Annotated in this window: 23 protein-coding genes; 20 read left to right on the forward strand and 3 right to left on the reverse strand. The window is 46.3% G+C overall.

Annotation, left to right across the window (positions count from 1 at the left end; translation table 11 throughout):
* Positions 1–29 precede the first annotated feature (29 nt).
* The 3 genes from CLV42_RS02815 to CLV42_RS02825 form a co-directional block, all read right to left on the reverse strand.
* Positions 30–2459, reverse strand: coding sequence for a TonB-dependent receptor (locus tag CLV42_RS02815; protein ID WP_146154299.1), 2430 nt, complete (start codon positions 2457–2459; stop codon positions 30–32).
* A gap of 103 nt (positions 2460–2562) precedes the next feature.
* Positions 2563–4299 carry an N-acetylmuramoyl-L-alanine amidase family protein gene (locus tag CLV42_RS02820; RefSeq protein WP_106600367.1) on the reverse strand — a complete coding sequence of 579 codons (1737 nt, stop codon included), beginning with the start codon at positions 4297–4299 and terminating at the stop codon, positions 2563–2565.
* An 85-nt stretch (positions 4300–4384) separates the two neighbouring features.
* On the reverse strand, positions 4385–6178 hold the full coding sequence (locus CLV42_RS02825) for an acyl-CoA dehydrogenase family protein (RefSeq protein ID WP_106600368.1): 1794 nt from the start codon (positions 6176–6178) through the stop codon (positions 4385–4387).
* A gap of 72 nt (positions 6179–6250) precedes the next feature.
* On the opposite strand from CLV42_RS02825, the gene CLV42_RS02830 reads away from it, so the two are divergent.
* The 20 genes from CLV42_RS02830 to yidD all read left to right on the forward strand — a co-directional run bounded on the left by CLV42_RS02830 (position 6251) and on the right by yidD (position 23964).
* On the forward strand, positions 6251–7054 hold the full coding sequence (locus CLV42_RS02830; RefSeq protein WP_106600369.1) for an alpha/beta fold hydrolase: 804 nt from the start codon (positions 6251–6253) through the stop codon (positions 7052–7054).
* Positions 7055–7115: 61 nt separating this feature from the next.
* On the forward strand, positions 7116–8258 hold the full coding sequence (locus tag CLV42_RS02835) for a glycosyltransferase (RefSeq protein WP_106600370.1): 1143 nt from the start codon (positions 7116–7118) through the stop codon (positions 8256–8258).
* A 5-nt stretch (positions 8259–8263) separates the two neighbouring features.
* Complete coding sequence (locus tag CLV42_RS02840; protein ID WP_106600371.1) at positions 8264–9409, forward strand: ABC transporter permease; 1146 nt, start codon at positions 8264–8266, stop codon at positions 9407–9409.
* A 57-nt stretch (positions 9410–9466) separates the two neighbouring features.
* Positions 9467–9889: a hypothetical protein gene (locus tag CLV42_RS02845; RefSeq protein WP_106600372.1), complete on the forward strand. Its 423-nt coding sequence runs from the start codon at positions 9467–9469 to the stop codon at positions 9887–9889.
* A gap of 265 nt (positions 9890–10154) precedes the next feature.
* A complete protein-coding gene (locus CLV42_RS02850) occupies positions 10155–11249 on the forward strand; it encodes a glycosyltransferase (RefSeq protein ID WP_106600373.1) in 1095 nt (364 codons plus the stop codon).
* 50 nt (positions 11250–11299) lie between these two features.
* Positions 11300–11647, forward strand: coding sequence for a gliding motility protein GldC (gene gldC / locus CLV42_RS02855; protein WP_106600374.1), 348 nt, complete (start codon positions 11300–11302; stop codon positions 11645–11647).
* Between the two features lie 25 nt (positions 11648–11672).
* Positions 11673–12125: a GatB/YqeY domain-containing protein gene (locus tag CLV42_RS02860; protein WP_106600375.1), complete on the forward strand. Its 453-nt coding sequence runs from the start codon at positions 11673–11675 to the stop codon at positions 12123–12125.
* A 72-nt stretch (positions 12126–12197) separates the two neighbouring features.
* The gene (locus CLV42_RS02865) at positions 12198–12740 is read left to right on the forward strand and encodes a CvpA family protein (protein ID WP_106600376.1); all 543 of its coding nucleotides are present in this window, start codon (positions 12198–12200) and stop codon (positions 12738–12740) included.
* A 71-nt stretch (positions 12741–12811) separates the two neighbouring features.
* Positions 12812–13576, forward strand: coding sequence for an alpha/beta fold hydrolase (locus CLV42_RS02870; RefSeq protein WP_106600377.1), 765 nt, complete (start codon positions 12812–12814; stop codon positions 13574–13576).
* 246 nt (positions 13577–13822) lie between these two features.
* A complete protein-coding gene (locus CLV42_RS02875; RefSeq protein ID WP_106600378.1) occupies positions 13823–14485 on the forward strand; it encodes a CBS domain-containing protein in 663 nt (220 codons plus the stop codon).
* A 94-nt stretch (positions 14486–14579) separates the two neighbouring features.
* Positions 14580–15995 carry a BamA/TamA family outer membrane protein gene (locus CLV42_RS02880; RefSeq protein ID WP_106600379.1) on the forward strand — a complete coding sequence of 472 codons (1416 nt, stop codon included), beginning with the start codon at positions 14580–14582 and terminating at the stop codon, positions 15993–15995.
* A gap of 35 nt (positions 15996–16030) precedes the next feature.
* Positions 16031–16918, forward strand: coding sequence for an NAD kinase (locus CLV42_RS02885; RefSeq protein ID WP_106600380.1), 888 nt, complete (start codon positions 16031–16033; stop codon positions 16916–16918).
* 125 nt (positions 16919–17043) lie between these two features.
* Positions 17044–17910, forward strand: a complete 867-nt coding sequence (gene porG / locus CLV42_RS02890; RefSeq protein ID WP_106600381.1) for a type IX secretion system protein PorG — start codon at positions 17044–17046, stop codon at positions 17908–17910.
* Between the two features lie 230 nt (positions 17911–18140).
* Positions 18141–18902, forward strand: a complete 762-nt coding sequence (locus tag CLV42_RS02895) for an isoprenyl transferase (RefSeq protein WP_211303376.1) — start codon at positions 18141–18143, stop codon at positions 18900–18902.
* Entirely contained in the window at positions 18883–21624 is a 2742-nt protein-coding gene (locus CLV42_RS02900; RefSeq protein WP_106600382.1) for a BamA/OMP85 family outer membrane protein, read from the forward strand. Before CLV42_RS02895 ends, CLV42_RS02900 begins: the two co-directional genes overlap by 20 nt.
* 182 nt (positions 21625–21806) lie before the next feature.
* Complete coding sequence (locus CLV42_RS02905; RefSeq protein ID WP_106600383.1) at positions 21807–22337, forward strand: OmpH family outer membrane protein; 531 nt, start codon at positions 21807–21809, stop codon at positions 22335–22337.
* A gap of 64 nt (positions 22338–22401) precedes the next feature.
* Positions 22402–22911 carry an OmpH family outer membrane protein gene (locus CLV42_RS02910; RefSeq protein ID WP_106600384.1) on the forward strand — a complete coding sequence of 170 codons (510 nt, stop codon included), beginning with the start codon at positions 22402–22404 and terminating at the stop codon, positions 22909–22911.
* Positions 22912–23087: 176 nt separating this feature from the next.
* Entirely contained in the window at positions 23088–23243 is a 156-nt protein-coding gene (rpmH, locus tag CLV42_RS02915) for a 50S ribosomal protein L34 (protein WP_012788729.1), read from the forward strand.
* 104 nt (positions 23244–23347) lie between these two features.
* Positions 23348–23740, forward strand: a complete 393-nt coding sequence (locus CLV42_RS02920) for a ribonuclease P protein component (RefSeq protein ID WP_106600385.1) — start codon at positions 23348–23350, stop codon at positions 23738–23740.
* The gene (gene yidD, locus CLV42_RS02925; RefSeq protein WP_106600386.1) at positions 23737–23964 is read left to right on the forward strand and encodes a membrane protein insertion efficiency factor YidD; all 228 of its coding nucleotides are present in this window, start codon (positions 23737–23739) and stop codon (positions 23962–23964) included. Before CLV42_RS02920 ends, yidD begins: the two co-directional genes overlap by 4 nt.
* The last annotated feature ends 48 nt before the right edge of the window (positions 23965–24012 follow it).

The raw sequence follows: 24012 nt of genomic DNA on the forward strand, positions 1-24012 counted from the left end.
GGCGTTTCTTTTTATACCTAGTGAGGGTATTAGAACTTGAAAGCAATGCTTCCTGTGATGCTCCTTGTCTTCTGAGGATTCATAGTAGAGTAACCGATCCAGTAATGTTTGTCTGTCAGGTTATCCATCTTAGCACCGATACGGAATTTTTTAGTATCATAAGAGATGCTTGCATTCAGCACGGTATATTCAGGCAGTGTGAAGATACCAGTAGAGGCTGAATTCACTACTTTGGTTTCGCTGGCGTAGTTACCACCGAAGCCGAAGTTCAGACCACGGGTAGCGCTGATAGGCAGGTGATAGCTCAACCATAGATTTGCAAGAACCGGAGATCCTGCAGTAGTCGGACGACGGCCTTCCACATCAGAGGATGACTTTTCATATTTGGAATCATTATACGCGAAGCCGGCTATGATGTTCAGTCCCTGGATAGGATTGGCAATGATCTGCGCTTCAAATCCTTTGCTGAGCTGTGTACCATCCTGGATACTGCGGAGAGGGTGTTCAGGATCTGTACGTACGATATCTTTTACCTTGATGTCATAGTAGCTGAATGTACCGGTCAGTCGGCCATCGAAGAGGTCCATTTTTACACCACCTTCAATCTGATTAGCCTGTTCAGGCGTAAATGCCTTGCCCTTGCTGGAATCATATCCTGCTACGTTTTTGAAGCCGTTCTGATAGTTACCGAATACAGAGAACTTGTCTTTGATGATCTGGTAAACGACACCAAATTTCGGAGATAAAGCCGTCTGTGTATAACCGTCATTTCCTGTCTTACCTGAAGTATTATCATAAGTACCCTTACGATCGAAATAATCGATACGTAATGCTGCCTGTACGGCCAGTTTATCTGTGATGTTCAGTACATCAGAGGCATAAGCACTGTAAGTATAAGCCTTGTAGATAACAGGATATGTAAAGGTGTAACCGCCATTCTGATAGATCTTGTCCATATTGGCGCGGTTGAAATCATTGTATGTAGGGATAACACCATGAGAAGGAACGATGTCATAAGTGCCGCCGGAATAGTATTCGTCTTCGTTCAGGAAGAAGAAGTCCAGGCCACCTACAAAACGGTTTCTCATTTTACCGAGTCTGAAGTCGCCGCTGAAGTTCTGCTGTATTTCGGTAACACCAACTTTACTGTTGTCGGTGAACTGGTCATTGCGGGAAATGGAATCGCCTGGCAGCAGGTAGAAATAAGGACCTGCACCATCGGAGTAACTGTTGGTATTGGTGAAGATTGTCTGGGATGTCCACTGATCGGAGATCTTATAGTTCATGGTAGCAAAGAAGTTCATATTCCTTGACTTTTGTATAAGATCTTCATTGAAGAAAGAGCGTTTATAGTCGATGTTCAGCTTATCGGCGCGCTGTGCACTCAGTCTGGACATGTTCACGCCGTAAGGGAAGAAGAAGATGGTGTTACCGGTTCCTTCTCCGCTATAGTATTCGGCGTCAAATTGGAAAGAGAGTCTGTCACTTACTTTATAGGAAACGCTTGGCGCAAATGCAAGGGTCTTATTGAAACCATTGTCTTGCCAGCTGTTTTCATAAGTATATGCGGTATTGAGGCGCAGGGCTACTTTGCCGGTGGAGTCGAGAGGCGTGTTGATATCTGCCTGCAGACGATTGTAGGCAAAGCTACCACCTGCATAAGTGATTTCTCCACCGAAATGATCATAAGGCTTTTTAGTAACACGGTTGATCAAACCACCATAGGAAGTGAGCGTGCTGCCGAAGAGTGTAGCGGAAGGGCCTTTGATCACCTCAAGTCTTTCCAGGTTGGCAGCATCGACCTTGGTAGCCACATTACCTGCTACACCATTGCGCAGCTGGCTCTGTACGATAAAACCACGGGAGCTGTAATAAGAACCACCATCACCACTACGGCCGGTGGATTCCCACAGTCTGGCAATACCGGGAGCATTCCTCATCGCATCATCGACAGAATACACCAGCTGATTAGCCATGAGGTCTTTTGTAATGGTTGTATATATCTGTGGGTTTTCGATATTAGCCAGTGGCAGTTTGGAGACGTACTCACTGCTGCGTTTCACCAGTTTATTCTGTGTACCCGTGATCACCACCTCATTCAGTTCCTTACGGGAGATATCCAGCTGGAAATCCAGTGTAACGGTCTGTCCGGATGTTATTGTAACCTCTTTTATAATATTGGCGAAGCCGGGTTGTGAAATGATGATCTGGTAGTTACCAGCCGGAACACCACGGAAAGCGAAGCTACCTGCCCCGTCTGTAGTGGTGGCCTGGGTAGTTCCCTGTAGGATCACGGGTACGTCTGCAGCTGGTTTCCCATCTGAAGTTTTTACCTTCCCTTTTATAATACCGTTGTTGTCTTCATTAAAAGAAGCCGCATGGACTGCGGTGAAACAAGAAAGCAGAACGACAAGAAATAGTAAAGTTGCTCTCAGATAATGGCCTGTAAACTTCATCATATGTTGCGTAGTTAAAATCAGGCGCAAATTTGACGTAGTCAGCCTTAGTTATCATGTCGCATCCGGAAAAGTTTTTACTCAAAAGGGAAAAACTAAGGTGTGGCTACTTTCCGGCTTCCTGCAGAAAGTCCTTGATACCCTGCACGATCTTGTCTGCCAGTACCAGCCGGAAGTTCTCGTCCAGTATACGGATCTCATCTTCCGGATAGCTGAGGAAAAGTGTTTCTATGAGTGCTGTAGGCATCTCCGTAGGCATGTTCAGGATGAAGTTAAAATTGGAATTGTTCTTAAAATCGGCCAGTCCTGTTTCCAGGAGCCGGTTGTGGATATACCGGTTCAGCGGTTCACAGAAGGGGTATTTGTAGTAGTTGGCAGTGCCTTTCACATCTACCGGGTTGATGGAGGAGTTCATGTGAATGCTCAGCAGTAAGTCAGGCGCCAGTTGCCGGTAATTGTACAAACGGGCCTGGTTGTCCACAAAGACGTCGCTTACCCTTGTTGTGATGACATGGGCGCCTTCTTTCTCGAGGGCCACCTTTACCAGCATGGCCATGATCAGGGTCAGCTGTTTTTCCGCTACACCCATGGCGCCGGCAGTGCCGATATTACCACCTCCATGACCAGCATCTACTGCGATAGTCAGGTCTTTCAGCTGCAGGCTGGCGGGCTGGTGTTTGATCCGGATGGTGAGGCGGTTACTGTCGCTGTAAAATATCTTGTAGCCCCAGGGCTGGTTATGTGCCAGTGACACTGCTATACGGAATACGTCGGGGCTTACCTGTTTCCAGTCTATCCGGCTAATCTCTCCGGTAGTTTGTGTTTCCGGCAGAAAGCCTGGCTCTGACATTGCACCGTGGATGTCTACGACGAGCTTACCTGGATTGACCTCCTGAGTGGACAGATAAGGCAGTTTGTCTGCCAGGCCAACGGAGATATAGTCGAATTGTTTATCACTCCATACCCGGGCCTCGTTTACTATACTCTGGGGCGCTGGTTCTGTTACGGTCATTGTGTCTACCAGGCTTTCAGGAATATAGGCAAACTGATTGGCGCTGAGTTTCACCCTATAATGATTGCCTTCCCTGCCGGTGATATGCAGCAGTACATCCCCGTCCAGGTAGCCCATTTTCTCGGGACCTAACCTGTCTCCGTCGGGGGAGATGGTCAGGTAGGTCTGATCATCAATGGTGCGGGCTGTCAGTTGTGTGTTGCGCTGAAAGGAATACCGGAAGGTGCCGGGCAATACCGCCGATTGTCCCTTATATTTCAGAAATACATTGACCTTGCCATCCAGTAGGGAATCTGCTTCTGTCAGTACATAGTAACCGCTATAGAAGCCGGCAATCCCACTTGTCTGTGCTGCGGGTAGTTCCGGGATAGGTGTGCCATTAAACCAGGTGGCCTGTCCGCCGGGATAACCCTTCATACGTACACGTAGGGTATCACCAGCCGAAAGGGTAGCGTTTGATTTAGGCGATATTGTTACATAGTCGATACGGAAAGAAGGCGTCACCCGCAATGGTGGTGGCGGATTGTAGTAGAAATGATAAGTGCGCGATACAAATTTTCCCGTGCTATCGGTAGCCGAAAGCACCATCGTTGTTTTCCCTGGTTTCAGGTCACGCTTCAGTGCAAATACACCGTTGGGGTATACGTAAATGCTGTCATTGTTCAGCAATACCTTACAGCCCTCACAGGTGCGGCCTGAAAAGTATTGTCTGGCGCTGCTGGTATTGATCTCTGTCCTGAGCGGTTGTGCCATCTTCAGGAAAGCCTGTGCATGCAGTTGTAGACCTGTATACGCTGTTTGTATCAGTAGTAATAGTGCGAATCTCCTCATAGTCCCACGACAAAATAAACAAAAAAAATGCCACCCGCTCTTACGGATGGCACTCGAAAGTATTGAAAAATTGCGATGGTGATGCTTACCAGGCGTATTTATTTTCTGCAATCAGTTTATCAGCGATGCGCCTGCGTGCATCCCTTGTGTTAAAAGGTGCGGTTTTCGTGAAGCGTTTGATACCGAGTAGCATCATACGTTGTTCATCACCGCTGGCAAATGAATTGATGGCATCTTTCGCGTACTTGTTGATACGGTCAGCCGTATCGTTGATATAAGTACGGACAATATCCGCCTGAATAACATTGCTGCTTTCGCCTTCCAGTTCTACTCTCTTCAGCAGGCGGAGGAGCGCACTTTCTGCGGTGAATGTCTCGATGGCCATATCAGCGATATTCATAAGTATTTCCTGCTCATTCTGCAGGTCCTGCATCAGTTTTTGCACAGCGCCACCTGCTACCAGGAGGATCGCTTTCTTGAAGTTACCGATCGCTTTTTTCTCTGCCGAGAAAGGGGTTTCATCGTCATTGCCGAATTCAGGAATGCTCATCAGCTCTTTCATCACATTCATAGCAGGCGTCATGAGGTCCAGGCGGCCTTTTAATGCACGTTTCAGTGTCATATCCAGGGCCAGCAGCCGGTTGATCTCATTGGTACCTTCGAATATGCGGTTGATACGGCTGTCGCGGTAAGATTTAGAGATGACATATTCATCACTGAAGCCGTTACCACCATGTATCTGCACACCTTCATCTACGGAGAAGTCCAGTGCTTCGGAGCCGTTCACTTTCAGGATGGCGCATTCCACCGCGTATTCTTCCGCAGCACCCAGCAGGGCTTCTGCGAATGGTTTGCCGGCTGCCACCAGTTCTTTTTCTTTCTCGTCAATGAGTTGGGCGGTACGATACAGGGCTGATTCACATACCCAGTTCCGGATCACCATTTCACCCAGTTTATGTTTAATAGCGCCGAAATTGGCGATAGGTTGTTTGAATTGTTCGCGGGTATTGGCATACTGTACGGTGATGGTAGTGACCTGCTTAGCTGCACCAATAGCAGCTGCACACAGTTTCAGACGGCCAATATTGAGGATGTTGAAGGCAATGAGATGACCTTTGCCGATCTCTCCCAGCACATTTTCCACAGGTACTTTCGCATCCTGGAAATAGATCTGCCTGGTGGACGATCCTTTGATGCCCATTTTATGTTCTTCGGCACCGAGCGTGAATCCCGGAGTGTCTTTATCTACGATGAATGCTGTGAAATGCTCACCGTCAATTTTTGCGAATACCGTAAATACATCCGCAAAGCCGGAATTGGTGATCCAGCATTTCTGTCCGTTCAGCAGGTAGAACTTACCATCGTCCGACAGCTTGGCTGTGGTCTTCGCACTCAGTGCATCTGAGCCGGAGTTGGGTTCTGTCAGGGCATAAGCACCTTTCATCACGCCGCTGGCAAGAGAAGGGATATATTTCTGTTTTTGCGCTTCCGTACCGAAGTACAGGATAGGTAAGGAACCGATACCGGTATGTGCGGCCATGGCAACAGAGAAAGAGTGGCCGGCACCAAGCGCTTCATTGATCAGGGTTGCGGTAACGAAATCTTTTCCCAGTCCGCCGTATTCTTCCGGAAATGCAGCACCCAGCAGTCCCAGTTCACCTGCCTTGTCCAGCAGGGAGGGCATCAGGCCTTCTTCCAGTTTATCAATACGGTCAAGTACGGGAGTAACTTCTTTGGCTACAAACTGCTCCGCCATTTCTCTGATCATGCGTTGCTCTTCGTTGAAATCTTCGGGTGTAAAGACTTCGTTGGCAGGGGTTTCTTTGACGAGGAATTCCACGCCTTTCAAGGCGTGTTTGTTATCAACTGTGGCATCCATCCTGAATTTTTTTTGGTCCTATTGTAATTTACTTAGTTTAGGCCAAACGGCAAAAGTTGATACATTTGTGTCATGTCCTCCTTCTTTTTCCCATATCGGAAAAGCCTTTTCCACGCTATCAGCGATGGAACAGGAGAGGAATTGCTCATCTGCCTGCACGGTTTTGGTGAAAATGCCAGCAGCTTTGGCCGCCTGCATTACACACTGGGACAACACTTTACGATTGTAGCGCTGGATCTGCCCCTGCACGGACTGACAGCGTGGAAAGAGGAACGGCCATTTGAAATGGAAGATCTGCAAGCAGTAATATTACTCATTCTGGAGCATTACGGGTTTTCTACTTTTTCCATCATGGGGTACAGCATGGGAGGCAGGGTCGCTTTATGCATTGTGCAGCTGCTGGCAGAGAAGATAGACCGACTGTACCTGCTGGCGCCGGATGGCCTGAAAGACAATGGCTGGCATATGTTTGCCACACAGACGCGCATCGGTAATAAACTATTCAAATATTGCACTTACCATCCGCAGTTATTCTTCGGATTGCTGCACACCTGGAGGGGACTGCGTTTTATCAGCAGAGGACTGCATAAGTTCACTTTCAATAGTATGAACACTTTAGACAAGCGGGAAAGGGTGTATTTCGTGTGGACCTGCATGAGTAAGATGATGCCTGACAGAAAACTGTGCAAACAGCTACTGAAGAAATACAGGATACAGACACTGCTGCTGTTTGGAAAATATGACCGCGTCATACCTCCCGTGTTAGGCGTACGTTTTATGGATGGTACCTTCTCCTGTGAAATGGTGGTGATGGAAAAGGGGCATCACCTGATTGGTGAGGATGCTGCAGAAGTGATTAAAGACCATAGTTTTTAAAACATTAACAACAACATACAATCATCTGCGGAATTAGTATCTGCAGACTATCGTCTCAGCTATGTATATTATTCTATCGATCCTGTTCCTTTTAGGTTTTGTTTACGGTTATTTGATGTTACGCTATGGACAGGGTTGGAAAAGTTTGCCGGCTTTCAAACCTGTGCATCCGGTAAGTGGCCATACAAAAGTAACAGTGATCATTCCCGCCAGGGATGAGGAAGCAAATCTGCCTCCTCTTTTACAGGCATTAAAGGCACAGACCTATCCTGCTCATTTGTTTGAGGTGATCGTGATCGATGATTTTTCTACGGATGCTACTGCTGATGTAGTAAGGCATTTTCCTGCATCTAATGTGCAGCTGTTACAGCTGAGTCAACACCTGAGCGCAGAACAGCGACTGAACTCCTACAAAAAGAAAGCGATAGAAATGGCAGTAGAACGTGCTACCGGCGATATCATCATGACCACTGATGCCGATTGTGTGATGGGGCCTGAATGGATCACAAGGATGGTGCAGTTCTATGAAACCTATCAGCCGAAATTCATTGCCGCACCTGTTAGTTTTTACCAGGAGCATAACTTCTTCAAAGTGCTGCAGTCGCTGGACTTTATGACGATGCAAGGTATTACAGGCGCACTGGCCGCCTTGAAATCGGGTACGATGTGTAATGGCGCCAACCTGGCTTATGAACGTAAGGTGTTTTATGAAGTAGGTGGTTTTAAGGGGATAGATAATATCGCCTCCGGCGATGATATGTTGCTGATGTTTAAGATCTACAGTGCTTATCCCACGGGAGTGTTGTACATGAAGAGTGAAGAAGCCATTGTACGTACTTTGCCGGTAGATACCTTTAAGCAGTTTATGCACCAGCGGATACGTTGGTCGTCCAAAGCAGATAAGTATGACGATAAACGACTGACCTGGGTACTGGCATTGGTGTATTTCTGGAATGCGGGCATGTTACTGGCGGGTATTGCAGCGCTCTTCCTGCCGGCATGGCGTATGTGGTTCCTGGGATTGCTGATCTATAAGATCCTGGTGGAGTTTTATTTTATGGTACCTGTAGCGCGGTTCTTTGATAAAACGGCTTTATTATCAAGGTTTATTCCCGGACAGTTCTTCCATATTCCTTACATTGTAGTAGCGGGTTGGTTAGGTAAGTTTGGTTCATACCAGTGGAAAGGTCGGAAAGTTAAATAAATGTTATGTCTGATAGCAACAGCAGGTCCTCGTTTGGTAGTAATGCCTGGAAAAGGTTGCGGCGCAATATAGGCGCTGTAGCTGGCATGCTGTTGATCATTGCAGCGGTGATAGTCAGTATACTGGCCTATCAGCTGTCGCCGGACAGTACACCCTATGCCAACAGGATGATGCTGGAGACCGGCGGACAAAAGCCAGGATTCCGTATTCATGTACTGGCCTTACAGCAGGATCGGCAGGTAAGCAGGAACGGCTTTTTCTCCCGGTTGATAAATGGACAACCTGATTCTGTTACCTATATCCCTGTCCGTGACTGGCGTTTTGCAGGTAATGACATCATTGTAACGAAATATCTGGATGAAGAAGAATCAGTGACAGAGCGGTATAGTTTGAGTGAGGTACTGTTTGCAAAGGAAATAGCCCCTGGCAACAGGTTGAAGCAATGGCAGCAGGAAATTGCCAACAACAGGATTAAAGAACGCACCTATTGGCTGGGAACGGATAAATTTGGAAGAGACATTTTAAGCCGCCTGTTGGTCGGAACGAGGGTAAGTCTGAGTGTGGGCTGTATTGCCGTGATCATTTCCCTGACTATTGGCATTCTGCTGGGGGCAGTAGCCGGTTATTTCCGGGGGGTGACCGACGAAGTGGTGATGTGGTTGGTGAATGTGATATGGGCGGTACCAACATTATTGTTAGTGTTTGCTATTACGCTTGCGCTGGGAAAAGGTTTCTGGCAGATATTCATAGCCGTTGGACTGACGATGTGGGTGAATGTGGCCAGGATCATCAGGGGGCAGGTAATGGCACTACGGGAACTGCCTTTCATAGAGGCTACAAGGGCGCTGGGCTTTGGTCATGCGCGGACGATAGGCCGGCATATACTGCCGAATATCCTTGGGCCGGTAATGGTGGTAGCGGCAGGCAATTTTGCCACCGCTATTGTGGTAGAAGCAGGTCTTAGTTTCCTGGGGGTAGGGGTACAGCCGCCGCAGCCTTCCTGGGGCCTGATGATCAAGGAGAACTATAATTTTATCATCACCCATAATCCTATGTTGGCGTTAATTCCGGGGCTAGCTATCATGGTGATGGTATTGGCCTTTAATCTGTTAGGGAACGGGCTGCGGGACGCCATGGATGTACGGCAGTAAACACTTGGATCGCATTAAAAAAACGACTAATTTTACTCTTATCCATAATTCTTTACTATGCCTTTGAAATCATATCTTTTTACAACCTTAGCCATTTTCGCACTCATATTTTCCGCCTGCAAGAAGAAAGGTCCCATTGAACCTAAGCCTGAAGAGGAAGGCCTGAAGGTAACTTTAGAAAATGTAGCGGAAGGACAGTATACCGCCTCTCCCGGTAGCAGCTACACATTCCAGGTAAAGATCAATTCTGTAATGCCTGCGCAGGGCGTGAACATAAAAGTAGACGCTATTACTGATCCCGGTGGCATTGTATTCCCCCAGAACCCGGTAGCACCTTCTAAAGACAGTGTTATCAACGTTACCCTGGTAGGACTGGAAGCGCTGCGTACGGTAAAGGTGACAATTACTATTACGTCTGCTGGTAACGGGAATAACACGATTACCAAGACTTTCTGGATCACAAATAAATCAGACGAATAAAGGTAAAATAGTATCACCTTGTGATGCTGTTTGAAATCATATTTTCGAGCCAGATCCTTTGCTAGTAAAGATCTGGCTTTTTTTATAGGGGTAGGAGAGAAGAAGCATAGAACAAGCAGAGAAGAAGCAACGAAGATGCTTCGAAGGAGCATTCGCCTGAGAAATAGGCTTTCTTAATAGTATTTTAACCTTGCATTCCGGTAAATCATCCTTGGTAATTCGTATTTCTGCCTAGCTTTGCACCTGCAGATTAAGCAGCTAAACTATGCGTATAGGAGTGAACGCTTCCTGTGTATTGCAGGATACGCCTGCGGATACAGGTAATATCATCAGGGATCTACTGTCAGGATTATGCCGGTCATACCCGGAACACCATTTCATTTTCTTTTTTGATCAGGCTCCGCCGGCCACCTTACAATGGCCGCAGAATGTAACAATCGTTGTGGTGCCCGGTAATGGGCAGCGTAACTGGCAGCAATACCTGTGGCTGGAATGGAAGCTGGTGAGCGCCATTAAGAAACAGCAGGTAGATCTTTTCCTGGGTATGGATGGACAAATACCTTTACGTAGTAAGGTACCCGCTCACCTGTTGATCAGCGATATGGGCTTTTTGCGTGGAGTAGCTGGTATTCCGGTTGCCAGGCAACGTTGGCAGAAAAAGAACCTGGGCAGGTATATCGGGCAGGCGAAAAAGGTCATTGTGCTGTCGCATACACTGGAGCAGGAGGTATTGCATTACGCACCTGCTGCCGCCGCTAAACTGCGTGTATTGCTGCCTGCTATTGACAGTAGTTATCAGCCGTTGCAATGGGAGGAAAGGGAAGAGGTGAAGAGCACTTATGCCGGCAGTGTGGAGTATTTCGTAGCAGTAGGCAGTATTCATCCAAAAAATAACCTGATGCCCCTGCTCAAGGCATTTTCTGCATTGAAGCGCAGGTTGCATTCCAATATGAAACTATTGCTGGTGGGGTCGGAAACAGCCGCTGGTGCGGAAATCACCGGGTCTTTACCATCCTATAAATACCGGAATGATGTGGTGTTAATACCGGATGCCGACCAGGCAACCCTGGCCGGGATAGTGGCAGGCGCTTATGCGCTGGTATATACCGCCCGTTTTGCAGGAGTAGCCACGCCGGTATATGCTGCAATGCAGTGCGAAGTACCGGTTATAGCGTTGGAAGGCGCTGCCGCCAGGGAAGCGGGAGGAGAGGCGGTATTGTATACCGATCCGGAAAACCTGGAAGATCTGGCAGATAAAATGTGCCTGCTGTATAAAGATGAGGAATTGAGAAGCCGCTTGCTGAGTAAGGCAAAGAAAGCAGGCGGAACGGCGGCATTTGACGCACTGATTATAGATTAGCCAATTAATACTAAATTTGCGGTTCTTAAAATTTGGGAACAACTAATATCATGGGAAAGACATCTACCATACAGATTCAGGTGGGCCTGGACAATGACAGGATACCTGAGAAGATAGAATGGAGGGCAACTGACAGCTCTGAGTCAGATCGTTTCCAGCAGGCAAAGGCAATGATGATCGCCTTCTGGGATGGTGGAGACAAAACTGCGCTGCGTATAGACTTATGGACAAAACAAATGATGGTGGATGAAATGGCCGATTTCTTTTTCCAGACATTAATGACCATGGCTGATACTTATCAGCGTGCTACGCCATACAAGGACCAGGCCGATGATCTGCGTGCTTTCGCGAAAGATTTCTACAAGAAATTCGAAGAAAAGCAGAAGCAGGAACAATAAGCCATAACCTTTTAAACATCCACATATGTCATTAGAATTAAATGTTAACGCCGCTATTAAGGCAGCGATGCTGGCAAAAAACGAAGCTGAACTGCGGGCGCTGCGCGCTATCAAAGCTGCTGTATTGCTGGCCAAAACAGCAGAAGGTGGTGGCGCTGAGATGACGGGAGATGATGAAATAAAACTCCTGCAGAAGCTGGCTAAACAAAGGAAAGACTCCCTGGAGATATTCCGTCAGCAGAACCGTGAAGACCTCGCCGTAAAAGAAGAAGAAGAACTGGTGGTGATCGAAAGATACCTGCCCAAACAGATGGATGAGGCGGAACTGAGAACTGCTATTACTGAGATCATTGCTTCAACAGGCGCCAGTTCACCTGCCGATATGGGTAAGGTAATGGGCGTAGCCACCAAACAACTGGCCGGAAAGGCTGATGGTAAGGCTATCTCTGCACTGGTAAAAGAACTGTTGGCCAAATAATCAGGTACCGGATGACCGATCGATCCGTATTCGCCGGTTATCCGGTATCTCCCTTTTTATCCTATTGAAATCATGGGCATAGATATAGTTTTCGCCATCCTGATGGTATTAGCCATATATAAAGGATACAGCAGGGGGCTTATCGTAGCCGTTTTCTCTTTTATTGCAGTCACCCTGGGACTCGCAGCCGCGTTGAAACTATCCACAGTGACAGCCCTGTATGCACAGGAACATTGGGGGATCCATACCCGTTGGTTACCGGTTTTATCTTTTATTGCGCTTTTCGTAGGAGTGGTGTTTGCTGTCAGGTTCGGAGCTACCCTTATCCAGAAGATGGTGGAAGTGGCAATGCTGGGCTGGTTAAACAAATTAGGTGGAATTATATTATATAGTGCTATCTTTATCACGGTATACAGCATCCTTTTGTGGATTGCTAATCAACTGTACTGGCTAAGCCCGGAACTCAAGATGCAGTCGGTAGTCTATCCCTACATAGAACATCTCGGACCGGTGGTGATGAATTTGTGGGGCAAAATCGTTCCTGTTTTTAAGGATATGTTTGAAAATCTACAGTCATTTTTTGACAACGCAGCGAAGGAAATACAATCTACCTAGCTCGCTTCAAAGATTATTTGAATTAATAAAAAGAATTATTTTAGCGCAAAATTGACTTTCAAGCTTTGGCAATGGTTTACGAAATTAAAACACAGGGAAAGTTTAAATTCATTGAGGAAGGAGAGGGGGAGCCATTAGTACTGCTGCATGGTTTATTCGGTGCGATGAGCAACTTCTCTGGTTTGATTGATTATTTCCGTCACTATAACAAAGTGGTGGTTCCGATTTTACCTCTGTTTGATCTGAATATTCTGGATACGTCTGTAGCAGGACTGGCAAAATATGTACATAAGTTTATTGAGACGATGGGATATACCAACGTGCACCTGCTGGGAAACTCCCTGGGAGGACACGTGGGACTCGTATACCTGCTCAAACATCCTGAAGCACCTGTTAAATCATTGATACTCACAGGTAGTTCCGGTTTGTTTGAAAATGGAATGGGAGAAACTTACCCTAAACGTGGAGACTATGAATACATCCGTAAGAAAACGGAACTGACTTTCTATGATCCCACTATGGCTACCAAAGAACTGGTAGACGAAGTGTTCGATATTACCACCAACCGCCTCAAGGTGATCAAGATCATCACCCTGGCAAAATCCGCTATCCGCCACAACCTGGGCGAAGAACTGCGTGAGATTAAAATACCTACACTGCTCGTTTGGGGACTGAACGATACTGTAACGCCACCAATGGTAGGCGAGGAGTTCAAGAAGCTCATACCCAACTCAGAGCTGTATTTCATCGACAAATGCGGCCATGCACCGATGATGGAGCAGCCCGAAGAATTCAACAAAATCCTGCATCCGTTTCTTGACAAGTTGAAAAAATAATAAGTAAGCGGACAACTAATACTGATGCTATAAACCTTGGCGAATAAAGATTTTACGAGAGGCTGTTTCCTACAGGGAGCAGCCTCTTTCTATGAGAAAAAGATTCCCGGTCTCTCATGTAACAAACCATAATAAACCGGCGTTTCGTATATATAAACAGTGTACCCGCTTATCATAAATCTTTCGCATAAAGGTACTGTTCGCGATTCTTTTCTTATTATTGTATCATAATAGCGCAATAACACAATGCTGGCAAGAGATCTGATATCAACAGTTGTTCCTATTCTGCATCCGCTGGATCCAGGATCTAGGGCGTTGCGCCTGATGAATGAATATCATCTGACGCAACTGCCGCTGGTATTGGAAAACAAGTACCTGGCACTGGTAGAGGAAGATGATATACTGGACCTGGAAGACCCCGAAATAGCGCTGGAGAACATGGAATACAACGGTCCTAAACCGGCTATTGCAGAGAATGCGCATTTCTTTGAAGCAATACGTCTCTTCCATGAAATGAAACTTGCCGTACTGCCTGTTATCAGCCAGGAAAAAGAATATATCGGTGTTCTCACCAAAGACAGCCTGCTGTCTGCGCTGGCACAATATAATGGTGTGAAGGAACATGGCGGTATACTGGCGCTGGACCTTGATCCGCGTGACTACAGCCTCAGTGAGATCGCCCGTATTGCAGAATCGAACGATGTAACACTGCTGAGCGTGAGTACTATCACAAACCCCGCGTCCGGCAGGCTGGAAGTACTCCTGAAAACAAACCGGCAGGAATTACATGGATTGTTAGCCACTTTCGAGCGCTTTAATTATAATATTAAATATACCATTACTGAAGAGCAGGAAGAAGACTTGCTGAAGAAGAATTACGATCTGCTGATGAACTATATCAGCATGTAATAATTGACGGAATCTTCATCTTCCCTATTTTGATCTGTCACATATTACCACTACTTTAACTTCCCGTAACCAACAACTGTTTCTGCTGTTTTTAATGAAGCCTATCCGCTATTGGGTGTTATTTGTCCTATGCCTGACTATCACACACTGCTGTGTGGCGCAGGAGTCTGCAACTGTCATAAGTTCGCCGGAAAATGCATATATGGTGATCCGCCAGGTGGCGGTGAAGGGGAATAAGAAAACCCGTACCAATGTCATCCTGCGTGAACTGGGTTTGGCGCCGGGAGATACGATCCGGCTCAGGCATCTATCCGTAGAACTGGAGGCCAGACGCAAGCAACTGATAAATACCTCACTTTTCCTGAATGTACATGTGAACGTAATGAACTGGGAGGCCGATTACGCAGATATTGTGGTCACCGTATCGGAACGCTGGTACACTTTTCCCATTCCTATCTTTGAACTGGCAGACAGGAACTTCAATCAGTGGTGGGTAGAGCAGAAGCGTAGCCTGAACCGGGTGAATGTGGGTGTCAGTCTGTATCAGAGTAATCTGACCGGCCGCAATGACGACGTGCGTGCAGAATTCCAGATTGGATATACCCAGCGGGTATCGCTGAACTATGATCTGCCCTATATAGATAAGTCTTTCCGGCATGGTATGGGACTGATCTTTTCCTATAGTCGTAATCGTGAAATCAATGATAGCACAGCCGGGAATAAACAGCATTTTTTCCGGAAGGATGAATTCCTGAGACAGGTCTATACGGCCGGGTTAAGCTACAGCTACCGCAAGGCAATCCATACCCGGCACCAGGTATTCCTGACTTATACAGCAGAGAAGATAGGCGATTCCATTGCCATCCTGCATCCCGGATACCTGGGCGGCGGGCGGAAGGAGATAAGATACCTCAACCTGATGTACCGGTTGAGATATTCAAAGGCAGACAGCTGGACCTATCCCCTGAAAGGCGTATTGCTGCTGGCAGAGCTGGAGAAAATGGGAATTGGTCCGCTGAACGATATCGATCATGTGCGGCTAAGGCTTAGAGTAGCCCGCTACTGGCCGCTTTTCCATAAGACATATGGTGTATTGGGACTCCGGGCGCAGACCAAGCTGCCGGCTGATCAGCCCTATCTGGATCAGAGAGCGATGGGATACCAGGAAGATTATCTCAGGGGATTGGAGTATTTTGTGGTAGACGGCACCAGCTTTCTCATCGTCAGGTCTACTATGAAAAGGGAGGTCATGAATTTTAATGTGTATCTGCCCCTGGTGCCTGCCAAATTCAGTTCAGTGCCCTTTCGTGTCATGCTGAAAGTGTATACGGATGCCGGTTATTCCTATAGTAAGCAATATGGGTACGGTATGCTGAACAACCGCTTTTTATATACGGGAGGACTGGGGCTGGACATTGCTTCTTTTTATGATGCCTGTCTGCGCGTAGAATACAGTATAAATCAGTTAGGGCAAAAAGGGCTATTTTTACACACTAAACTGGACATGTAATAGCTGCTTTACCTGCAGCGCTATTGAGAACGATTATGCAAATTGCCATTTACAGCCGAGGATTTGTACCTGAAGACCTTCCTATCATTCAGTTATTGCTGGACGAGTTAGCACGGGAGGAAATGGAAGCCGTTATTTATCAACCTTTCTGCGAAGCGCTGCAACCGCATATCCGGTACAGCAAACCTCCAGCTACATTTTGTTGTGCGGAGGACCTGCATGGACAGGCAGATATCCTGGTAAGCCTGGGAGGTGACGGTACCCTGCTGGACACCGTATGTTATGTGCGGGATACGAATGTACCAGTACTGGGCATCAATTTCGGAAGGCTGGGATTCCTGGCCAGCATCGGGAAGGACGCGATCAATGCTGTGGTGCAGACGTTAAAACAACGCACCTATGTGGTGGATAAACGTACTTTGCTGCACCTGGACTCCAATGTTGGGCTTTTCGGAGAAGTGCCTTATGCGCTCAATGACTTTACCATCCACAAAAAGGATACTTCCAACATGGTGAAGATCCATACTTACCTGAACGGGGAATTCCTGAATACTTACTGGGCAGATGGCCTGATAGTAGCTACACCCACCGGCTCTACGGGGTATTCCCTCAGCTGTGGCGGACCAGTCGTATTCCCGGATGCAGGTAGTTTTGTGATCACCCCTGTAGCACCTCATAACCTCAATGTAAGGCCTATCATCGTGCCCGACAATCATGTGATCTCGTTCGAAGTGGAAGGCCGCAGTGACCAGTTCCTGTGTACCCTCGACTCCAGGATGGAAACAATTGATAATACGGTGCAGCTGGCAATCAAGAAAGAAGATTTCAAAATCAGCCTCTTACGTCTTGATGATAACAATTTTCTACATACCTTGCGGAACAAGTTACTCTGGGGTATCGATACGAGGAATAGATCAAAATAATCATACTCAGATGATTGTTAATTAGCACATTAAGTTTTTTCATTACATTTGTTTGATTTATTTAATACCAAAAGCAGGGATAATCGCGTTTAAGGAATTATCGTCGCGTTAAGCAGTACCGATCTATGGGCAAACCTTACTTTTTTTTCAAGTGTTTCTTAAAGTCCGGCCTCGTAGCAGTGATATCCCTGTTCCTGACGCCCGCCTTTGCACAGAATGAGCTGACATATACCGGGGAACTGGGTTTTTCAGTAGGCGCAGCTCATTATTTCGGCGATCTCAATACGAGGGGCGCTCTGAATGCTCCGAAGCCTTCAATTGGCGTCTATTACCGGAAGTACATGAACGATTATGTGGGCATGAGGGTCCATGGCCGTTTCATGCAACTGGGGTATTCTGATATTTACAATAAAAACGACTTTCAGCACAGAAGGAACCTGAGTTTTAATACCAACCTGTTTGAGCTGGGAGTACAGGGGGATTTCAACTTCTTCCGGTTTGAACCGGGCTCTCAATATTATCGTTTTACACCTTACTTCACGGGCGGAGGGTCTCTCTTCTACTTTAACCCTTACGCTTATCTGAACGGCCACAAATACCGTTTACAACCGCTTCGTACAGAAGGACAGGGGAGTGCCATGTATCCGGACAGGAAGCCTTACAGCCTGACTTCTTTTGCCTTTATGCTGGGAGGTGGTTTTAAGTACAATCTGTCCCGCAAGGTGAACCTTGGCCTGGAAGTGCTGTACCGGTTTACACAGACGGACTACCTGGACGACGTGAGTACCACTTATGCTGGTACCGCGGTCTTTCCGCCTGATGCTCAGGGACATAATACGGTGGCCTACCTCTTACAGGACCGTTCTTATGCTACCGGCGACCGTATCGGGGTGGCGGGACGTCAGCGGGGAAACAGCCGTGATAAAGACCAGTTTGTTACCGCAGAGTTAACTATCGCTATTTTATTTACCTCTTACAGATGTAAATTCTAGTTTCGCAGTCATGGACAGCCTGTTTGCAGTTTAATAAAGGCAATTTGCCTATTTTGTGAATTTTCTATAACAGGTTTTTGGCGTCAAACTGCGATCAGTAAAGGATTTCGCTGTTAAAACTACGTTAAAACCCCCCATCCCCCTTGGCCGGGAAAGGCATAATTCTATTTTTGTATCTTTGCAAACTTTACTAAAAATCTGTATCGATATATAATCCGCCGGAGATACTCATGAGTTTGAAGGATAAATTAGACTTGCAACGGTTACCACGACATATTGCCATCATTATGGATGGAAATGGCCGGTGGGCGAAAGAGCGTGGCCAGGACAGACTTTTCGGACACCATGAGGGCGTCGAAAGTGTCCGTAATATTACCGAGGCCTGTGCTGAATTAGGTATTGGGTATCTTACCTTGTATGCTTTTTCTACAGAGAACTGGGATAGACCTGTTTACGAAGTGAACGGGATCATGGAATTACTCGTAAATACCATTCGCAATGAGGTAGCTACCCTCATGAAGAATAATATCAGGCTGCATGTGATCGGGGACATGAACATGCTGCCGGGTAACTGTAAGACAGAAATGGAGGAGGCAATGACCATGACAGCCCAGAATACAGGGTTGAATCTTGTCATGGCGCTTAGTTACAGTGCCCGCTGGGAGATAGTGAATGCCGCAAAGAATATTGCGCAGGATGTAAAAGACGGAAAACTTGCACCGGAGGCAGTTACCCCTGAAATGTGGCAGCAATATCTGTGTACTGCCGCACTGCCTGACCCGGAATTAATGATCAGGACCAGCGGAGAATGCAGGATCAGCAACTTCTTATTATACCAGCTGGCATATGCGGAGCTCTATTTTACGGACACCCGTTGGCCGGATTTCCGCAAAGAACATCTTTACGAAGCCATCCTAAATTATCAGAACAGAGAAAGGCGCTTTGGCAAAACAAGCGAACAAATACAGCAGAATGAAGAAATTATTTCCTAAGAGCCTACTGGCCATAGTATTATGTTGCAGTGCCGGCATTCGTGTGTCCGCTCAAAATAAGGACACCATTGCTCCTGCTCCTGACCAGCAACCGGCGGCGGGATTAAGTTTACCATTGGGAAATTCGCAACCACAGCCATATGAAATAGCTGACATCACCATCACCGGTACCCAATACCTGGATAAATCGCTACTGGTGTCTCTGTCTGGCCTGAACGTAGGTGACAAGATCGTCTATCCCGGTGGTGACCAGTTTGCAAAGGCCATCCAGGCGCTCTGGGGCCAGCGTTTGTTTGCTAACGTAGCCATTTATGTTACTAAAATAGAAGACGGAAAGATCTGGCTGGAAATAGACCTGCAGGAACGTCCCCGTCTGAATAACTTCGTCTTCAGAGGTGTTAAGAAATCCGAAACAGAAGAGCTGATCAAAAAAGCTTCCCTGCGTAAAGGTTCCGTTGTAACTGAAAGCATGAAGCAGAATGCGATCGGCATCATCTCCAAACATTATGCTGATAAAGGTTTCCGCACTGCTGTAGTGACCATTACCGAAAGAGTGGATACTTCACAGGTAAACGCTGCTGACCTGGTAATAACCGTGGTGAAAGGCGGTAAGGCAAAAGTGAACGATATCTTCATCATCGGTAATAATAATATTGATGATTCCAGAGTGAAGAAAAAGATGAAAGGTACAAAGGAACGTACCCGCTTTACCCTTTACCCTGATTCTGAACCGGTATGGAGTGATTCAAACGAAGTACAGGAGAATTACTGGAAAACCTTCGGCTTCCTGTATCCTTCCCGTACGCTGGATCAGTTAGATCCTTATTTCCGTTTCAAACTGTTCTCTTCTGCGAAATTCAATGAAGGAAAGTATACAGAAGACAAAGAGAAAGTAATTGCTTACTATAATACACAAGGTTATCGTGATGCCGTGATGGTACGTGATACTACCTATACTTCCCATAATGGTGGTGTGAACGTGAGCATGGAGATCAATGAAGGTAAAAAATACTACTTCGGTAACATTACCTGGAAAGGTAACTCCCGTTATAACGACTCCCTGCTGACCCGCGTACTGGGTATCAAGAAAGGGGATGTGTACAACCAGGAGATGCTGTCAAAACGTTTATTATCTTCCGAAGGTGGCGACATCGGTGGTATGTATATGGACTTCGGTTACCTGTTCTTCCGTGCTGACCCTGTGGAGATCGGTATTCATGGTGATACCATCGACTACGAGATCAGGATCTCTGAAGGTCCGCAGGCGACTATCAAGGAAGTACGCATTGCAGGTAACGAAAAAACCAACGAGCACGTAATTCGTCGTGAGCTGCGTACCCTGCCTGGTGAGAAGTTCAGTCGTACAGACCTGATCCGTTCCAACAGGGAGATCGCGAACCTCGGTTTCTTTAACCCGGAAAAAATTGGTATGGACCCGGTGCCTAACATTCAGGATGGTACTGTGGACATTAACTATACCGTAGAAGAAAAAGCAAACGACCAGCTGGAACTGTCTGCTGGCTGGGGTGGTTATATCGGTCTGACTGGTACACTGGGTGTAACCTTTAACAACTTCTCCCTGCGTAACATTTTCAGGAAGGAAACATGGGATCCGTTACCAAGTGGTGATGGTCAGAAATTATCTGTGCGTGTGTCTTCCAATGGTAAAGCATACCGCTCTTACAACTTCTCTTTCACGGAACCATGGCTGGGTGGTAAAAAGCGTAACCAGTTCTCCGTTAGCTTCTATAGCAGCTATCAGAACCCGAACGCTTATTCAGCATATATATATGGTAGCACCCTTTCCAACAGTGCTTACTTTAAAGTATTGGGTGGATCCGTATCACTGGGTAAACAGCTGAAATGGCCGGATGACTATTTCACCCTGATCTACTCTTTGAACTATCAGCAGTATAAGCTGAAGAACTATAACTACTTCAATATTCCTGGTTTCAACAACGGTACTTCCAACAACATCAACGTGAAGTTGACACTGGCCCGTTCATCTGTAAACCAGCAGATCTATCCGAGCAGTGGTTCCAACTTTATGGTGTCCGGACAGTTCACACCTCCTTACTCCATATTCAATCCTTCAAGGGATTACAAACTGGAAGCTATCAGCAACCAGTTCAATTTCATCGAATACCAGAAATACCGCTTCAATGCAGAATGGTATGTGCCATTGAGCAGACCGAAAGGATCAGACAACAAGGTATTTGTAATGAAGGTGGCAGCTAAATTCGGTTATATCGGCCGCTACGACAACCGTACCACCTTATCACCGTTCGGCCGCTTCGAGTTGGGTGGCGATGGTCTGAGTAACTTTGCTATCTATGACCGTGATATCATCTCCCAGAGAGGTTACCCGGTATATTATACATCCGATCCTAAGCAGAACCAGGAAAACGGTCAGCCAAGTGGTTATGAAGGTTTCACCGTTTTCAACAAGTATGTGATGGAGTTACGTTATCCGTTCAGTCTGAACCCAAGCTCTACGATCTTCGGTCTGGCGTTCCTGGAAGCGGCAAACGGTTACAGGGATGTGAAAGACTACAATCCGTTCAGGTTACGTCGTTCTGCCGGTCTGGGTATGCGTTTCTACCTGCCGATGTTTGGTCTGCTTGGATTTGACTACGGTATCGGTTTCGACCGTATCAAGAATGGCAGTGGTCTGAAAGATGCAGCTAAGTTCACCTTCATGCTGGGCTTCGAACCGGAATAATAGATGCCTGATAGGCCGGGTTACTGCTGTATGTTGAATATCAGTATATAAGAGAAGGAAGATAGATGCAGAGATATGGACATAAAGTAGTAGACGGGAATAGTGTTTGAATAAATTTTAAATTATATATTGCAATTTCGAACATTGGTTCCAAATTGGCAGGTAATTTGAAAAAGAGACATATGAAAAAAATATCCCTCATAGCCGTCGTTCTGTTCTGTAGTACAATTACGGCTTTTGCACAGCGTTACTGTGTGATCGATACGAAATACATTCTGGACAATGTGCCTGACTACAAGGACGCCCAGACTAAACTGGATGCAGTAGCAGAACAATGGCAGAAAGAAATAGATGCCAAGTTCCTGGAAGTGGATAAGATGTACAAGTCTTACCAGGCGGAACAGGTGATGCTGACAGAAGAACTGAAGCACAAACGTGAAGACGAAATAGTAGCGAAGGAGAAAGAAGCAAAAGATCTGCAGAAAAAGCGGTTCGGATATGAAGGAGATCTTTTCAAGAAAAGAGAGGAACTGGTGAAACCCATTCAGGATAAAGTCTACAATGCAGTACAAAAACTGGCTGCATCAAGAATGTATGATTTCGTGCTGGATAAATCGGGAGGTATTACGGTAATTTTCTCTGATCCTAAACTGGATAAGAGTGATGACATTTTACGTTCTCTGGGTATAAAGAAGGGCACAACAGGCGAGTAAATCTTTTAAACCATTTTATAACCTTAGTTTTAGTATTAAAAGTTTTTTAAACACAGACAACATCATGAAGAAGTATGTAATTATTGCTTTCGTGGCAGTTTCAGGATTGTTCAGCGTAAATGCAATGGCTCAGTCCAAAGTTGGACATATTAATGCACAAGCGCTGATTGAGGCTATGCCAGAAGCGCAGACTGCACAGAAAACACTGCAGCAGTATGCTGAGGAACTGGATAAAGATGGTAAAGGGCTGATTGAAGAATACCAGAAGAAACTGACCGAATTCGATAAAAGTGCAGCAACAATGACTGATAACATCAAGGAGATCAAAACTAAAGAGATCCAGACTGCACAGAAAAATATCCAGGACTATCAGGAAAGCGCACAGCAGAAGATTGAAGCAAAACGTTCCGAAATCCTGAAACCAATCTACGATAAAGCACGTAAGGCAATCGAAGATGTGGCTAAAGAAAAAGGTTACGCTTATGTACTGGATAGCTCAGCTGGTATCCTGCTGGTATCTCCTGCAAGCGATGACCTGGCTCCAATGGTGAAAACCAAACTGGGTATCAAGTAATCCGATATATCAGGTTATTACTTAAAAATATGTCTGCCCCGGTATCCGGGGCAGATTTTTTTAGAAAACACTTTACTATTTGATATTTTTCCCTACCTTTGCCTTCCGTTTTAAAAACAGGATTCCGCAATCCGGGATAGTGTTTAGTATAGTACAGGTAAAAACAAAATATTAAAATGAAACGTACTTTTCAACCGCATAACAGACGCAGAAAGAGCGTTCATGGCTTCAGAAAGAGAATGGAAACTGCTAACGGCCGTAAAGTATTAGCTTCCCGCAGAGCCAAAGGCCGTAAGAAATTAACTGTTTCTGACGAGCGGAAGCTGAAATAAGAGAGAGCCGCTGCGTAACTGCATAGCCCAGTGCTTGCAGGTTTTAAGGCTGGTTCTTGATAGAACAGAATGTATCGCTATTGGGATGATAAATCAGACTTGCCATAAAAACTTATTCTTTTAACAAGGAAGAAAGGTTAAAAAGCAGAAAACTCATTGAAACGCTTTTTCGGGAAGGAAAAGCGTTTTCTGTTTTTCCCTACCGGGTAATTTATATGCCGGTAGATCAACCTGCGAATAAATATCCCGTCCAGGTTGGTTTTAGCGCATCCACCAGGAAGTTCCCCCATGCAGTGGACCGGAACCGTGTAAAACGTCTTACACGCGAATGCTGGCGCCTGCAAAAGCAGGAATTATATGACGCACTCTCCGGCCAGTCCAAGCAACTGGCCCTCTTCTTCATTTATACAGACAAGAAAATAGCGCCCTACGCCACCCTGCACCACAAAATTTCGGTAATTTTAAAGAAACTGGAAAAAGAGGTTGTGGCGCAATGAAAGTCTTCCAATATTTAAGTTACCCGTTTATATGGCTGATCAGGATCTACCAATGGGGAATATCCCCTTTACTGGGTGCTAAATGCCGTTATACCCCCACCTGCTCGCAATATGGTGTGGAAGCCCTGCGGAAGTATGGGCTCATGAAAGGCGGCTACCTGACCATTAAACGCATATTGTCCTGCCACCCCTGGGGCGGACATGGACATGATCCCGTACCCTGAACAGGTCCTTCCCAAAAGGAGGCTGCACACCGGATACCGGTTGGAAGA

The organism is Chitinophaga ginsengisoli (genome assembly GCF_003014595.1).
GTDB classification, from domain to species: Bacteria; Bacteroidota; Bacteroidia; order Chitinophagales; family Chitinophagaceae; genus Chitinophaga; species Chitinophaga ginsengisoli.